The 14,510-nt window shown below is 75.5% G+C and carries 15 protein-coding genes; 5 read left to right on the top strand and 10 right to left on the bottom strand.

The window, feature by feature from the left end; translation table 11 throughout:
• Positions 1-112: 112 nt before the first annotated feature.
• The 4 genes from ASG41_RS15780 to ASG41_RS15765 all read right to left on the bottom strand — a co-directional run bounded on the left by ASG41_RS15780 (position 113) and on the right by ASG41_RS15765 (position 4,235).
• Positions 113-1,000, bottom strand: coding sequence for an ABC transporter permease (locus ASG41_RS15780; protein ID WP_082557061.1), 888 nt, complete (start codon positions 998-1,000; stop codon positions 113-115).
• Positions 1,001-1,032: 32 nt separating this feature from the next.
• On the bottom strand, positions 1,033-1,758 hold the full coding sequence (locus ASG41_RS15775) for an ABC transporter ATP-binding protein (protein ID WP_235564842.1): 726 nt from the start codon (positions 1,756-1,758) through the stop codon (positions 1,033-1,035).
• Between the two features lie 210 nt (positions 1,759-1,968).
• Positions 1,969-3,210 (bottom strand): amidohydrolase family protein, encoded by a 1,242-nt coding sequence (locus ASG41_RS15770; protein ID WP_200939007.1) that lies wholly within the window; start codon positions 3,208-3,210, stop codon positions 1,969-1,971.
• On the bottom strand, positions 3,207-4,235 hold the full coding sequence (locus ASG41_RS15765) for a methylenetetrahydrofolate reductase C-terminal domain-containing protein (protein ID WP_056297020.1): 1,029 nt from the start codon (positions 4,233-4,235) through the stop codon (positions 3,207-3,209). The genes ASG41_RS15770 and ASG41_RS15765 overlap by 4 nt, the downstream gene beginning before the upstream one ends.
• A 227-nt stretch (positions 4,236-4,462) precedes the next feature.
• Here ASG41_RS15765 and ASG41_RS15760 point away from each other — a divergent pair, with 227 nt between their 5' ends.
• The 3 genes from ASG41_RS15760 to ASG41_RS15750 all read left to right on the top strand — a co-directional run bounded on the left by ASG41_RS15760 (position 4,463) and on the right by ASG41_RS15750 (position 7,893).
• A complete protein-coding gene (locus ASG41_RS15760) occupies positions 4,463-5,221 on the top strand; it encodes an SDR family NAD(P)-dependent oxidoreductase (RefSeq protein WP_056297017.1) in 759 nt (252 codons plus the stop codon).
• Between the two features lie 55 nt (positions 5,222-5,276).
• Positions 5,277-6,251, top strand: a complete 975-nt coding sequence (locus ASG41_RS15755; protein ID WP_056297013.1) for an aldo/keto reductase — start codon at positions 5,277-5,279, stop codon at positions 6,249-6,251.
• 79 nt (positions 6,252-6,330) lie between these two features.
• Positions 6,331-7,893, top strand: a complete 1,563-nt coding sequence (locus tag ASG41_RS15750; RefSeq protein WP_056297010.1) for an FUSC family protein — start codon at positions 6,331-6,333, stop codon at positions 7,891-7,893.
• A 4-nt stretch (positions 7,894-7,897) separates the two neighbouring features.
• Here the strand turns inward: ASG41_RS15750 and ASG41_RS15745 are convergent, their stop codons facing one another.
• The 5 genes from ASG41_RS15745 to ASG41_RS15725 are packed head-to-tail and all read right to left on the bottom strand — an operon-like array spanning position 7,898 to position 11,802.
• Positions 7,898-8,254 carry a hypothetical protein gene (locus ASG41_RS15745; RefSeq protein WP_056297008.1) on the bottom strand — a complete coding sequence of 119 codons (357 nt, stop codon included), beginning with the start codon at positions 8,252-8,254 and terminating at the stop codon, positions 7,898-7,900.
• A gap of 32 nt (positions 8,255-8,286) precedes the next feature.
• Positions 8,287-9,126: a biotin-dependent carboxyltransferase family protein gene (locus ASG41_RS15740; RefSeq protein WP_056297004.1), complete on the bottom strand. Its 840-nt coding sequence runs from the start codon at positions 9,124-9,126 to the stop codon at positions 8,287-8,289.
• Positions 9,123-9,737: an allophanate hydrolase subunit 1 gene (locus tag ASG41_RS15735; RefSeq protein WP_056297001.1), complete on the bottom strand. Its 615-nt coding sequence runs from the start codon at positions 9,735-9,737 to the stop codon at positions 9,123-9,125. The genes ASG41_RS15740 and ASG41_RS15735 overlap by 4 nt, the downstream gene beginning before the upstream one ends.
• On the bottom strand, positions 9,737-10,498 hold the full coding sequence (locus ASG41_RS15730; protein ID WP_056296995.1) for a LamB/YcsF family protein: 762 nt from the start codon (positions 10,496-10,498) through the stop codon (positions 9,737-9,739). Before ASG41_RS15730 ends, ASG41_RS15735 begins: the two co-directional genes overlap by 1 nt.
• An 8-nt stretch (positions 10,499-10,506) precedes the next feature.
• Complete coding sequence (locus tag ASG41_RS15725) at positions 10,507-11,802, bottom strand: NRAMP family divalent metal transporter (RefSeq protein WP_056296992.1); 1,296 nt, start codon at positions 11,800-11,802, stop codon at positions 10,507-10,509.
• Between the two features lie 142 nt (positions 11,803-11,944).
• On the opposite strand from ASG41_RS15725, the gene ASG41_RS15720 reads away from it, so the two are divergent.
• Positions 11,945-12,730, top strand: coding sequence for a GntR family transcriptional regulator (locus ASG41_RS15720; RefSeq protein WP_200939006.1), 786 nt, complete (start codon positions 11,945-11,947; stop codon positions 12,728-12,730).
• Entirely contained in the window at positions 12,727-13,533 is an 807-nt protein-coding gene (locus tag ASG41_RS15715; protein WP_056296989.1) for a putative hydro-lyase, read from the top strand. The genes ASG41_RS15720 and ASG41_RS15715 overlap by 4 nt, the downstream gene beginning before the upstream one ends.
• Before the next feature lie 9 nt (positions 13,534-13,542).
• Here the strand turns inward: ASG41_RS15715 and ligD are convergent, their stop codons facing one another.
• Positions 13,543-14,508, bottom strand: coding sequence for a non-homologous end-joining DNA ligase (gene ligD, locus ASG41_RS15710; RefSeq protein ID WP_056296987.1), 966 nt, complete (start codon positions 14,506-14,508; stop codon positions 13,543-13,545).
• Positions 14,509-14,510 lie beyond the last annotated feature (2 nt).

The following is a 14,510-nucleotide window of genomic DNA, read 5'->3' as shown; positions in this document are numbered from 1 at the left end:
GTGCTGCGGGGAGGGTGGTGCGACGGCCGTGGCGGCCGGGTCTGGGCAGCACCGGTCTCCGGGGCCGCGTGCCGGCGGCCCCGGAGACCGGGCGGGTGGGGCGGGGCGGAGGTCAGCCGGCGTCGCGGGACTGGTCGTACCAGCGCCCGACGGCGACCTTGGCCAGCCAGCCGAAGAGGCCGAAGACGGCGAACCCCAGGGCGGCGGTGACGATGATCGTCAGGAAGAGCTCCTGGCCCTGGAGCCGGGCCCGGAAGTTGTCCAGCAGGATGCCCAGGCCGGGGTCGCCCTGCTTGAAGAACAGGTCACCGACGATGGCGCCGACGACGGAGAGGCCGGCGGAGATGCGGAACCCGGCGAAGATCGCGGGCATGGCGGCCGGCAGCTCCAGCTTGAGCAACCGGGTGGTGCGGCTGGCGTTGTGCAGGGTGAAGAGCTCGTGCATGCCGCGGTCCACCGACTGGATGCCGAAGAGCGTGTTCGACACGATCGGGAACAGCGAGATCATCACGCAGACGATCACCCGGGACGGGAAGTCGTAGCCGAACCAGAACCCGATGAGCGGCACCAGGGCCAGGATCGGGATGCACTGCAGGGCGACGGCGTAGGGGAACAGCGACCGTTCGACCGGCCGGCTCTGGCTCATCGCGATGGCCCACACCATGCCGATGACGATGGCGATCGCCAGGCCGGTGAAGGTGACGACGATGGAGCGGCCCAGCGCCGGCAGGACCTTGTCCATCGTCGGGCCGTCGAAGAGGGCGTCGGTGATGATCGTGTGCGGCGCCGGCATGAGGAAGCGCCGGCCGGGGTCCAGCACCAGGTAGGTGATGGCGTACCAGACGCCGATCAGCGCGGCGAAGACCGCGATCGGCAGCAACGAGTCGGTGACCCGCTTGCGCCCCCTGCCCGACCGCTTCACCAGCGGCGCGGTGCCGGCGCCGGTGAGCACCGGGTCGGCGGTCGGCGCGGTGGGCGGGGTGTCGACGGTGGCGGTCACGAGGGTCTCCTCGGGAGAGTGCGCGGTGGTGGTCACGAGTGCCCCTCGCGGAGGGCGTGGGAGACCTTGCCGGCGAGCTCGGCGAACTCGGGGGTGAACCGGAGCTCGGGGGTGCGGTCGGGGCCGAAGGGCACCTCGAAGGTGTCCACGATGTGGCCCGGGCGCCCGGACATCACCAGCACCTTGGTCGACATGTAGACGGCCTCGCTCACCGAGTGGGTGATGAACAGCGCGCCGAAGCCCTTGCTGGCGAAGAGCCGGATCAGCTCGTCGTTGAGGCGCTCGCGGGTGATCTCGTCCAGCGCGCCGAAGGGCTCGTCGAAGAGGAAGAGGTCGGGGTCCAGGGTGAGCGAGCGGGCCAGCGAGGCCCGCATCTTCATGCCGCCCGACAGCGCCCGCGGCAGCTTCTTCTCGTGGCCGCGCAGCCCGACGAGCTCGATCGCGTCCAGCGCGGCCTGGTGCGTCGCGGTCTTGCTCAACCCGTGCAGCTCGGCGAGCAGCTCCACGTTCTTCTTCACGCTGCGCCAGGGCAGCAGCGTGGCGTCCTGGAAGACGTAGCCGATGCGCTTCGCGTCGACCTGCGAGGTGCCCGACGTCGCCGGGGACAGCCCGGAGGCGATCCGCAGCAGGGTCGACTTGCCGCAGCCCGAGGGGCCCACGACGGTGACGAAGTCACCGCGGCGGACGTCGAGGTCGACGCCCTCCAGGGCGACGGTGCCGTCGGGGAAGGCCTTGGCGACGTCACGGAAGCGCAGCACCAGGTCTCCGTGCCCCTTCGGGACGGCGCTCCTGACGGCGGACGGGGCGGTGGGTGCTGGTGCGCTCACGGGCACCTCCGGGTGCTCGGTGGACCGCGGTGGGTCGCGGTGGGATCGGTGCCACGACCGGGTGATCGGCGCGACGAGGTCACCTTGCGCGGGGTCTGTTTCGCCTGCGTGTGCCATCGGTGAACGCAGCCGACCGGTTGGTCACGACTGGGACACACCGGCTCCCGGGTACACCCGCTGCACCCTGCTGCTCGCCACCACCCGGCCCCGGGACACCACCACGCGGGCGGTCCCGGCCCCGGCGACGGCGGCGTCCAGGCTCTCCGCCTCGACGGCGAGGAACTCCGCGACCGACCCGACGGCGACGGCGGGCACCGGCAGCCCCATGCACCGGCGGGCCCCGGCCGACACCGCGTCCCAGGCCTCCCGGGTGGACAGGTGCCCGGCGGTCACCAGCAGCGAGGCGGCCTCGGTGGCGTCGGCGCGGCCCATCGGGTTGAACGGGTCGCGCAGGTTGTCCCCGCCGGCCCCGACGGTGGCCCCGGCCTCCAGCAGCGTGCGGACGGCGGTCAGCCCGCGCGGTGTCGCCACGGGTGCGTCCCGGCCCTGCAGGTAGAGGTTGGTCTGCGGCAGCGCGACGACACCGACCCCGGCCGCGGCGACCTCGGCCGCGGTGGCCCGGGCGACCTCGAGGGGGTGCACGCCCAGGGAGACGCAGTGGCTGGCGGTGGCGCCGTGGGCGAACCCGGTGGCCCGGACCCGCTGGGCCAGGTGCAGCAGGCCCTGCGCGGTGGGGTCGAGGGTCTCGTCGGTGTGCAGGTCCAGCGGGAGGCCCCGGCGGCGGGCCACCTCGAAGGACATCTCGAACCCGGCGACCCGGTCGGGCCACATGTGCGGCGCCCCACCGACCAGGTCGACGCCGAGGTCGACGGCCTCCTCCAGCAGGCGGGCGTTCTCCTCGGCCTCGCCCGGGCCCCACGGTGCGCTGGCCAGGGCGACGACCTGCACGTCGACGAGCCCGGCGAGGGCCTCGCGCACCTCGACCAGGGCGCGGGCGTGCCGGGTGCCCGAGTGCGCGCCGACGTCGGCGTGGGTGCGGATCGCCGTCGTCCCGTTGGCCAGGTACTCGTACGCGGCGCGGGTGGCCCGGTCGACCAGGTCCTCGTGGGTGAAGGCGTCGGCGATCTGCCGGATCGCCACGATGGCACCGGCCAGGTCACCGGTGGCGTTGGGCGCCCGGTGGCTGGTCAGCGCCTTGTCCAGGTGGGCGTGCGGCTCGGCGGGGGCGGGCAGCAGGTGGTGCCCGGTGAGGTCGTGCACCTCCTCGTCCGGACGGGGCGCGAGGCTCCCCGCGGGGGCGACCTCGGCGACCACTCCCCCGTCCACCCGGACGTCGACGTGGCGTCCGTCCAGGTCGGTGGCCCCGGTCATCAACAGCGTCACGTCAGTGCACATCCGATCTCGGCCAGGGCCGCGGCGGTGGTCAGTTCGGCGCCGGCGGTGGGGACGCCGGACAGGTCGACGCCGCGCACCCCCGGCACGGACAGGTAGGCCTGGGCGAGGGCGATGGCCGCGGCGATGCCGGCCCGCCGCGGGTCGGGCGCCGACTCGATGCCGGCCAGGTACCCGGCGGGCAGCCGCAGGCTGGTGAACCGGCGCAGCTGGGCGGCCGACCCGGGGTCGGTGGCGACGGCCACACAGGCCACGAAGGGCACGTCGACGCCGAGGTCGCCGGCCTCCTCCACGAAGGCCCGCAGCGCCTCGACCGAGCCGGCGTGGTTCACGAAGCAGACGTCGGCACCGGCCCGGACCTTCTCGCGCAGCCGCTCGGCGCGGCGCTGCGCGGGCGGGCCGTGCGGGGTCTCCCCCACCGACACCAGCACGCCGGCGGCCTTCGCCGCTGCGGCCAGCGCGGTGGAGTCCAGGTCGAAGACCGGCTGGGCGTCGGGCCGGTCGCCGGTGAGCGTGTGGTCGCCGGTCACGCAGTGCACGGCACCGACGCCGAGGTCGGCGAGCCCGGCGAGCTCGCCCTCCAGCGCCACCCGGTTGCGGTCCCGGCAGTTGAGGCCCTGCCACACGGGCACCCCGCGGGCCTGCACGAGCGAGGCCCGGTAGCTCGGGGAGAACTGCACCCGGGCGGCGCCGTGGTCTCCGAGCAGGACCGCGTCGACGGCGCCGACGACCCGGTCGGCCGCCCGCTCCAGGGAGTCCCGGGACAGCGCGACCGCGGGCAGGTCCGCCACGACGACGGGACGCTGCCGCATCAGGGCCAGCAGGTGCGGCTCGGGCACCGTGCGGCTCTCCCGGGCACCGCTCCACCGGACGGTGGGCAGCGGCAGGAACGAGCACGGGACCGGTGCCACCTCGCACGTCCCGTCGTCCCCGACGCCACCGCAGGGCCCGTACGTCATCGACTTGGGGCAGGCCCGGGTGGCGTGCTGCAGGTCGACGTCGACCGAGGGGGTCACCGGGGCGGGACGGCGGTCGACGGCGGGCTCCTCGGGTCGGGACGGCTGGGTGCGACAGCGTCGTCCCGGGGTGTTCCCGGCCGGTTTCCGGGGCGTGACGCCCGCGACCGCGCGCACCGGACCCCGAGGGTGTCGCATCTGACACCCGGTCGCGGGCCTCGACCGCGGGCCGGACCGGTTGCCCCTGACAGGGGAGCCGACCGGCTCCCGGACGAGAGGGGACAGACGTGGTGCACTACGAACTGGACGGCAGGGTCGCACTGGTGACCGGCGCGGGCTCGGGCATCGGCCGGGCCGTCGCACTCACCCTGGCCCGCAGCGGCGCCGCCGTCGCGGTGGCCGACCTGGCGCAGGACCGGGCCGAGGCCGTTGCCGCGGAGGTCCGCGCGGCCGGTGGCCGGGCCGAGGCCTTCGGCGGGGACAGCTCGGACCCCGACGCCGTCGACACGCTCGTCGCCGACGTCGTCGCCCGGCTGGGCGGCCTGCACGTCGCGGTGAACAACGCCGGCATCGGCGGACCCGCGCAGACGGTCGAGGAGTACTCCACCGCCGACTGGCGGAAGGTGCTGTCGGTGAACCTGGACGGCGTCTTCTACGGCGTGCGCGCCGAGGTGCGGGCGATGCTCGCCGGCGGTGGTGGGTCGATCGTCAACATGGCCAGCGTCTTCGGTGCCGTGGGCATCGAGACGGCGCCGGCGTACGTGGCCGCCAAGCACGGCGTCGTCGGGCTGACCAAGGCCGCGGCACTCGCGCACGCCACCGAGGGGATCCGGGTGAACGCCGTGGGCCCGGCGTTCATCAGCACCCCGCTGCTGGAGTCCGCCATGAGCGAGGAGGCCCGCGCCGGGCTGGCGGCGCAGCACGCGCTGGGCCGCCTGGGCACGCCGGAGGAGGTCGCCGAGCTCGTCGCCTGGCTGGCCAGCGACGCGTCGTCCTTCGCTACCGGCACCTACTACCCGCTGGACGGCGGGCTGCTCGCCCGCTGACACCCGCTGCCGCTGCCCGGTGGCCCGATGCGGGCCACCGGCACAGGGTGGGGGCATGGACCAGACCCGACTCGGCACCACCGGCCTGCAGGTCTCCCGGATCTGCCTGGGCATGATGAGCTTCGGCGAGCCCACCCGCGGCGGGCACGGGTGGAGCCTGGCCGAGGACGACGCCCGCCCGATCGTGCGGGCCGCCCTCGACGCCGGCATCACCTTCTTCGACACCGCGAACGTGTACTCCGCCGGCTCCTCCGAGGAGATCACCGGCAAGCTGCTGCTGGAGGCCGTCGACCGCGACGACGTCGTCATCGCCACCAAGGTGCACGGCCGGATGCGCCCGGGGCCCAACGGCGCGGGGCTCTCCCGGCGCGCGGTCCTGGCCGAGGCCGAGGCCAGCCTGCGGCGGCTGGGCACCGACCACATCGACCTGTACCAGATCCACCGCTGGGACCCCGAGACGCCGGTCGAGGAGACGCTGGAGGCGCTGGACTCCCTGGTGCGCTCGGGCAAGGTGCGCTACCTGGGCGCCTCGTCGATGTGGGCCTGGCAGTTCAGCAAGGCCCTGCACCTGGCCGGTGAGCACGGCTGGCACCGCTTCGTGACGATGCAGGACCACTACAACCTGATCGCCCGGGAGGAGGAGCGGGAGATGCACCCGCTCTGCCTGGACGCCGGGGTCGGCGTGCTGCCGTGGAGCCCGCTGGCCCGCGGCCGGCTCACCCGGGACGCCGACGCCAGCACCACCCGCTCCCAGGACGACGCCTTCGCCCAGAAGCTGTACACCGACGACTCCGACGCCGAGATCGTGGCCCGGGTGGCCGCCGTCGCGTCCGAGCGCGGGGTGTCGCGCGCCCAGGTCGCACTGGCCTGGGTGCTGTCCAAGCCGGTGGTCACCGCGCCGATCGTCGGGGTCACGAAGGCCGCGCACCTGGCCGACGCCGTCGCCGCGGTCGACCTGGAGCTGACCGAGGAGGAGGTCGCCCGGCTCGAGGAGCCCTACCGGCCGCACGAGGTCAGCGGCTTCAGCTGAGCGTGAGGCTCGTCGCGGCCTTCCGGTGAGCGGGTCCGCGGCCGCGACGACCCGCCGCCGGGACCGCGAGGATCACCCGGTGTCCTCCCCCGTCCGCCGCGCCGTCCCGCACCTGCTGGGCCGACGGCCGCCCACCGCGGCGGCACTGTGGGCCGCGGGCGGACGCAAGGCGCTGTCCGCCGCGGCGTCGGTCACCGTGCCGCTGGCGCTCGGCGTCGCGCTGGGCCACCCCGACCTGGGGTCCGCCGCGGCGCTGGGCGGGCTGACGGCGGTCTACGGCTCGTCGCTGCCGTACCGGCGGCGGGCCGGGGTGGTCGCCGGTTGCGCGGCGGTGGTCGTCGCGGCCGTGGCGCTGGGCGGGCTGACCGACGGCAGCCCGGCGCTGCTGTCGGTGACCCTCGGCGCGCTGGCCGCAGCCGCCACCGCGGCCACCGCGCACTTCCGGGTCGGACCGCCGGGGCCCCTCGGCGTCGTCCTGGTCGGCGGCAGCGCCAGCGCGCTGGGCGCCGACGCCACCGTGCTGGCCGAGCACGTCGCGGCGGCCGCGGCCGGTGCCACCCTGGCCTGGCTGGTCGTCATGCTCCCGTGGCTGTGGGACCCGGCCGGCCCCGAGCGCCGCTCGGTGGCCGCCGCCCGGGCCGCGGTCGCAGCGGCCCGGTCGACCCGGCCCGCCGTCGTCGCCCGGGCGGTGCGGGTGGCTGACGCCGCCGTCGCCGCCGGGTCGCGTCGCCGTCCCTCGCTGCGGGCGGAGCTGGGCGTCCTGGAGGAGCAGTTCCTGCGCGAGCTGCCGCTGGGCGACGCGCCCGCTCCCCCGCCGGGCGGGGCCGCTGTCGCCGTCCGCCCGGTGCCGCCGTGGGTGTGGACGTCGCTGCGCATCGGGCTCGGCGTGGCCGCGGCCGGGCTGGTGGCCGGCGCGCTGGGCCTGGCGAGCACCTACTGGGCGGCCACCACCGCGGTGGCCGTGCTGCTGGGCACCGACGCCCGCAACACCCGGGCCCGCGCCGGGCACCGGGTGACCGGGACGCTGGTCGGGGTGGGCGTGGCCGCACTGCTCTTCGCCGCCGACCTGCCGGTCGGGCTGGAGGTGCTGGCGGTGGGCCTGCTGCTGGTCGGGGTGGAGCTGCTGGTGGCCCACCAGTACGTGCTGGCGGTCTCCTTCATCACCCCGCTGTCGCTGCTGCTGGTGCACGTCGGGGTGCCCGAGCGCAGCGGCCTGGAGCTGATCACCACGCGGCTCACCGAGACCGTCGTCGGCATCGTGCTGGCGCTGGCCGCCGGGTTGCTGCTCTTCCCGCGGGCCGCCAGCCGCCGACTGCCCGGCGTCGTCGCGACCGCCGGTGCCCGGGCCCGCGCCCTGGTCGAGGGCACGGTGGACGAGGGCACGGTGGACGAGGGCACGGTGGACGAGGGCACGGTGGACGAGGGCACGGTGGACGACCGTGCCCTGCACGACGCACTGGTCGTCCTCAACGAGGTGGCCACCGCCGCCCGGGCCGAGCTGCGGCCCGCGGCCGGCACCGAGGCGTGGCTGCGCCGGGGCCGGTGGACCGCCGACCTGGGCTGGGGCCTGTTGGGCACCCGGGCGCGCGGGGAGTCCCACCTGGCCGACGTGCTCGCCGCCCGGGTGCGCGCGGACCTCTGACCCGTCAGTCGACCTGGGCGACCAGCAGGGCCTGAGCCACCGGCGTCAGGAACCAGCCCACGACCAGCAGCGCCGTGGCGCCCACGAGCAGCCACGCCTCGGTCCGGCCCGACCGCTGGGCACCCCGGACCAGCGCGACACCGCTGACCGCCAGCGCGACCAGCGCCCCGGTGAACGCCAGGACCGAGACCAGGAACCCGACGCCCCGGCCGGCCCCCAGCACGAACGGGGCGTCCGCCAGCCACGGGAGGAGCACGAGGGCCACGTAGCCGAGCCCGGGGACGCCGACGGCGGCACCGGCCAGCAGCGGCGAGCGGGGAACTGCGTGGACGTCGGGCGGTCCGGTGGGGACGGCGGTCACGCGGGGATGGTGGCGGCCCGCCGTCCCCGGCGTCAACGGCCCGCGCGGAACCGCAGCACCTGGCCGGGCGTGAGCTGGCCGCACCGGTCGACGTCGGGCTCGGCGACGTAGCCGATCACCGGGTACCCGCCGGTGACCGGGTGGTCGGCGAGGAACAGCACCGGCTGCCCCGACGGCGGGACCTGCAGGGCGCCGCGCTCCATGCCCTCGCTGGCCAGCTCGCCGTCCCGGGCGCGGGTCAGCTCGGGACCCGACAGCCGCAGGCCGACCCGGTTGCCGTCCCCGGTCACCGTCCACCCGGCCGAGGTCAGCAGCGCCCGGGCGTCGTCGGTGAACCAGTCGGCGCGGGGCCCCGGCAGCACGGTCACGACGACCTCCCCGGCCGGCGGCTCCAGGACCGGTGCGACGTCGACCCCCGGCCACGCAGAAGACGCCGGACCCACCGGCAGCACGTCCCCGGCGGCGACGACGGCGGGCCCCAGCCCGGAGAGCAGGTCGGTGGAGCGGGACCCCAGCACCGGGTCGACGTCGACCCCGCCGCGGACGGCGAGGTAGGAGCGCAGCCCGCCGACCGGCGCACCGAGCGCCAGCTGCTCCCCGGCCCGCAGCCGGACCGGGGCCGCGTAGGGCGCCCCGGCGCAGCGCGCACCGGTCAGCGCCACCCACAGCTCCGCATCGGCACGGACCACCAGCCCCCCGGCGGTGACCTCCAGCAGTGCGGCGTCGACCGGGTTGCCCACCAGCCGGTTGGCCAGCGCGGCCGACGTCCGGTCGCAGACCCCGGAGCGGCCGATGCCCTCGGCCGCGCGCCCCGGCCGGCCCAGGTCCTGGACCGTGGTCAACGGCCCGGGCGCGAGCACGGTGAGGCTCACCGGACCGCCCGGAACCGGACCCGGACGCCGGGACGCAGCAGCGCGGCGGGGTCCCGGTGGACGTCGAAGACGGCCGTGTCGGTGTGCCCGAGCAGCTGCCAGCCGCCCGGGGACTCCCGCGGGTAGACCCCGCTGAACTCCCCCGCCAGGCCCACCGACCCGGCCGGCACCCGGGTCCGCGGGGTGCTGCGGCGCGCCACGTCCCACCCTCCGTCGGCGGCCGTCAGGTAGCCGAAGCCCGGTGCGAAGCCGCAGAACGCCACGGTCCACGTGGTGCCGGTGTGCCGGGCGACCACCTCGTCGGCCGTGCACCCCAGCAGCTCGCCGACGTCGGCCAGGTCGGCCCCGTCGTAGACGACCGGCAGCTCGAGCACCTGGCCCTCGGCGCGCGCGTCGGGCGGCCGGGGCCGGGTGGCCCGCACCGCCGCGGCGACGGCGTCGAGGGTCGTGGCGCCCGGGTCGAGCACGACGAGCACGGTGCGCGCCGCGGGGACGACGTCGACCACCCCGGGCGGCGGCTCGGCCACGAGCGCCGCGTGCAGGGCGAGGACGTCGTCCAGCCCGTCGAGCTCGGCGAGGACCGCGGCGTCCCCACTGGGCAGCAGGCGCATCAGCGGGCGAACGGGGAGAGGGTGACGCCCGCACCGGTGAGCGCGTCCCGCACCTGCCGCGCGATCCCGACCGCTCCCGGGGTGTCGCCGTGCACGCAGATCGACCCCGGCGCCAGGTGCAGCTCCCCGCCGTCGACGTCGGTGACCGCTCCCCCGGTGGCCATCGCGACACAGCGGCGGGCGATCTCGGCCGGGTCGTGCAGCACCGCGCCGGGCAGCCGCCGGGACACCAGGGTGCCCTCGGGCGTGTAGGCCCGGTCGGCGAAGGACTCGGCCACCGTGGTCAGCCCGGCCTCGGCGGCCAGCCGCAGCCACACCGACCCGGGCAGCCCCAGCACGGGGAGCGTCGGGTCGACGTCCACCACGGCGGCGACGACGGCCGCGGCCTGCTCCTCGTGGTGCACGATCGCGTTGTAGAGCGCGCCGTGCGGCTTGACGTAGCGGACCCGGTCCCCCGCCACCCGGGCGAAGGCCTGCAGCGCACCGAGCTGGTAGACGACGTCCTGGGTCAGCGCGTGCGGCTCGACGTCGATGAACCGGCGGCCGAAGCCGGGCAGGTCCCGGTAGCCCACCTGCGCGCCGATGGCGACGCCGTGCTCGACGGCCCGCTCGCAGACCCGCCGCATGATCGTGGCGTCGCTGGCGTGGAAGCCGCAGGCGACGTTGGCGCTGCTGACGATCTCCAGCAGCGCGTCGTCGTCGCCCAGCGTCCACTGGCCGAAGCCCTCGCCGAGGTCGGAGTTGAGGTCGATGGTCGTCACGGCGCTCCTCAGGCGAACAGGTCGATGACCGGGCGGACGGAGTTGACCGCCAGGTAGAGCGTCAGCAGCCAGGCGACCCAGCCGACGACGAGCAGCCAGCGCGGGTAGCGGTACCCGCCGAGCAGGTCCGACCGGCGGGTGGCCACCCACAGCAGGACCGCGATGCCGATCGGCAGCAGCAGGCCGTTGAACGCCCCGGCGAAGACCAGCAGCGTGGTCGGGGCGGTGCCGATGAGCAGGTAGGCCAGCGTGGTGACGGCGATGAAGCCGACGACGAGCAGCGTCCGGGTGCGGTCGCTGGTCCTCGTCCGGGAGGTCACGAAGGAGACCGAGGTGTAGGAGGCGCCGATGACGCTGGTGATCGCCGCGGCCCACAGCACGATGCCGAAGACCCGCATGCCGACCTCGCCGGCGGCCTGGCCGAACGCCGAGGCCGCCTGGTTGTCCGGGTCCAGCGCGGCGCCGCCGGAGACGACGCCGAGGATGGCCAGGAAGAGCACGACCCGCATGACCGCGGTGATCAGGATGCCGGTGACCGAGCCGCGGGTGATGTCCCGGACGTGCCCGGGCCCGCTGACACCGGAGTCCAGCAGGCGGTGCGCGCCGGCGTAGACGATGTAGCCGCCGATCGTGCCGCCGACCAGCGTGGTGATGGCCAGGACGTCGACCTGCTCGGGCAGCACCACGTTGCGCAGTGCCTGCCCGACCGGCGGGCCCGAGGTGATCGCCACGTAGGTGGTCAGCACGATCATCACCAGCCCGAGGACGACGACGATCCGGTCGACCGCGACGCCGGCCTTCTTGCTCAGGAACACCCCGATGGCGATGAGCGCGGACAGCGCCCCGCCGATCTTCGGGTCCAGGCCCAGCATGGCGTCGGTGCCCAGCCCGGCGCCGCTGACGTTGCCGATGTTGAACACCAGCCCGCCGACCAGCAGGAAGGCGGCCATCACCCAGCCCAGCCCGGGCGCCACCAGGTTGCCCAGCTCCTGGGCCCGGCGGCCGCTCACCCCGATGACCCGCCAGACGTTCAGCTGCAGCGCGATGTCCACCAGGATCGAGACGACGATCGCGAAGGCGAACGCGGCGCCGAGCTGGACGGTGAAGGTCGTCGTCTGGGTGATGAAGCCCGGGCCGATCGCCGAGGTGGCCATCAGGAACATCGCACCCAGCAGGGTGGAGCGGGTGCTCGAGGCCAACCGGCCGCCGGTGGCGCCGGGCGCGGCTCCGGGGGTGGACCCGCGGTCCGGCGACGGCTCCGGGGCGGGGTCCGTCGGACCGGTCCGGCTCTCGGGACCTGACATGGCGTGCTCCCTCGGTGGGGTGGCGGCGATGGCGCGCGGTGCACGCCCTCGTGATGGCGAGCACACTATGGAATCGTTGAACAATCCGACAAGGGTCTGATGCGAGAGTTGACGCGCCCGACACACAGGACACGATGGCGAGGTGACCGTGGCCCGACCCTCCTCCCCAGCCGCCGAGTCCGCAGCCGGGACCGCAGCCGCAGACGCGGCGGGCCCGGACCGCCGTGACCGTGCGTGGCTGCAGGCGCTGACCACCGAGGCGGCGGCGCTCGACCGGTCGAGCACCGCCGAGCGGGTGGCCGACGCCCTCCGCCGCCGGGTCACCGAGGGCCACCTGGCCCCGGGCACCCGGCTCTCGGAGGAGCAGCTCGTGGCCGTCCTGCAGGTCTCCCGGAACACCCTGCGCGAGGCGTTCCGCCTGCTGGGGCACGAGGGCCTGCTGGTCCACCGGCTGCACCGGGGCGTCTTCGTCACAGAGCTGACCGACGAGGACCTGGTGGACATCTACCGGGTGCGCCGCGCCGTCGAGTGCGACGTCGTCCGCCGGCTCGGCGAGGTCCTCGACCCGGCCGCCGGCCCCGAGCCGCTCGGGCAGCTCCGTGCCGACGTCGAGGCCGGTGAGGACGCTGCCCGCCGCGGGGACTGGTCAGCCGTCGGGACCGCCAACATGCACTTCCACCAGCACCTGGTGGCCCTGGCCGGCAGCCCCCGGCTGGACGGGACGACGGCCCGGCTGCTCGCCGAGCTCCGGCTGGCGTTCCAGGGCGCGGCCGCCGAGCACGTGCACGGCCCCTACGTCGCCCGCAACCGTGCCCTGTTCGAGCTCCTGCACGCCGGGCGCACCGAGCAGGCCGCGACCGAGCTGGAGGAGTACCTCGACGTGTCCCTCGCCCACATGACCGACCTCCGACACGGACCCCGCCGGTGAGCGCCCCCGCGACGACACCCGCGAGCACACCCGCGGGCACGCCTGCCGCCGCCCGGGCCGCGTTCCGCGCCGGCCTGGCGGTGCCCTCGTCGGGCTGGGCACCGGGCAGCACGCAGGCCAACCTGGTGGTGCTCCCCCGCGACTGGGCCTTCGACATGCTGCTGTTCGGCCAGCGGAACCCCCAGCCGGTGCCGTTGCTCGACGTCACCGACCCGGGCTCGACCCGCACGGTGCTCGCCCCGGACGCGGACCTGCGCACCGACCTGCCCCGCTACCGGGTGTGGGCCGACGGTGAGCTGGTCGCCGAGCCCACCGACGTCGTCGACCTGTGGCGGGAGGACCTGGTCAGCTTCCTCGTCGGGTGCAGCTTCAGCTTCGAGACCGCCCTGCTGGACGCCGGTGTACCGGTCCGCAACATCGAGCAGGGCACGAACGTGTCCATGTACCGCACCGACCGGGAGTGCCGGCCGGCCGGTCGGCTGGCCGGACCGCTGGTGGTGTCGATGCGCCCGGTGCCGGCCGCGCAGGTGGTCACCGCCGTCCAGGTCACCGCCCGGATGCCCCAGGTGCACGGCGCACCGGTGCACGTCGGGGACCCGGCGTCCCTCGGCATCGCCGACCTGGCCGCCCCCGACTTCGGCGACCCGGTGGTGCTGCACGAGGGCGACGTCCCGGTGTTCTGGGCGTGCGGGGTGACCCCGCAGGCCGCCCTGATGGCCTCCCGGCCGCCGTTCGCCCTCACCCACGCGCCCGGTCACATGTTCGTCACCGACGTCCCGGACGCGGTCTACCGCCAGCCCTGAACCGGCGGTTCAGTCCTCGGGCTCGGGCGGCACCTCGGCACCGGCGGCCTCGTCCCGGTCGGCCCACTCCAGCAGCGGGGCCAGGTCGAAGGGCCGGGCGTCGATGTCGGCGTGCAGGTCACCGAGGCGGGCGAAGCGCGCGGGCATCGTGGCGATGGTGAAGTCACCGGGCTCGGCGTCGGCCAGCTCGTCCCAGGTGATCGGCGCGGACACCGTGGCCTCGGGGTTGCCCCGCACGGAGTAGGCCGCGGCCAGGGTGTGGTCCCGGGCGTTCTGGTTGTAGTCGACGAACAGCGCAGCGGGGTCACGGTCCTTGCGCCACCACGTCGTCGTGACGTCGTCGGGGGCGCGGCGCTCCACCTCGCGGGCGAAGGCCAGCGCGGCCCGCCGGACGTCGCCGAAGCCGTGTGCCGGCGGGATGCGGACGTAGACGTGCAGCCCGTTGCCGCCCGAGGTCTTGGGGAACCCGACGGCCCCCAGCTCGTCGAGGACCTCGCGGACGACGCCGGCGACCCGGCGGACGGTGCCCCAGTCGGCCTCGGGCATCGGGTCCAGGTCGATGCGCCACTCGTCGGGCAGCTCGACGTCGGCCCGGCGGCTGTTCCACGGGTGGAACTCCACGGTGGACATCTGCACCGCCCAGGCGACGTGCGCCAGGTGGGTCACGCACAGCTCGTCGGCGGTCCGCCGGTACCGCGGGAAGGTGACCCGCACCGTCTCCAGCCACGGCGGCGCGCCCGAGGGCACCCGCTTCTGGTGCACCTTCTCCCCCGTCACGCCGGTGGGGAACCGGTGCAGCATGCAGGGCCGCTCGCGCAGCGCGTTGACGATCCCGGGGCCGACGGCGAGGTAGTACTCCAGCAGGTCCCGCTTGGTCTCCCCGCGGGCCGGGAAGTACACCCGGTCCGGGCTGGACAGCCGCACGTCCAGCCCGTCGACCTCGATCTCGACCGCGTCGCCGGCCTTGCTCGCCATGG

The organism is Modestobacter sp. Leaf380 (genome assembly GCF_001424485.1).
Lineage (GTDB): Bacteria > Actinomycetota > Actinomycetes > Mycobacteriales > Geodermatophilaceae > Klenkia.
Note: the sequence above shows the minus strand (reverse complement) of the source record. Positions and strands in the feature narration are given on the sequence as shown.

Coding starts and splice junctions, on each gene's coding strand:
- ASG41_RS15725 (WP_056296992.1), bottom strand. CDS start 11,802: ATGTCAGGTCCCGAGAGCCGGACCGGTCCGACGGACCCCGCCCCGGAG.
- ASG41_RS15755 (WP_056297013.1), top strand. CDS start 5,277: ATGGACCAGACCCGACTCGGCACCACCGGCCTGCAGGTCTCCCGGATC.
- ligD (WP_056296987.1), bottom strand. CDS start 14,508: ATGGCGAGCAAGGCCGGCGACGCGGTCGAGATCGAGGTCGACGGGCTG.
- ASG41_RS15735 (WP_056297001.1), bottom strand. CDS start 9,737: ATGCGCCTGCTGCCCAGTGGGGACGCCGCGGTCCTCGCCGAGCTCGAC.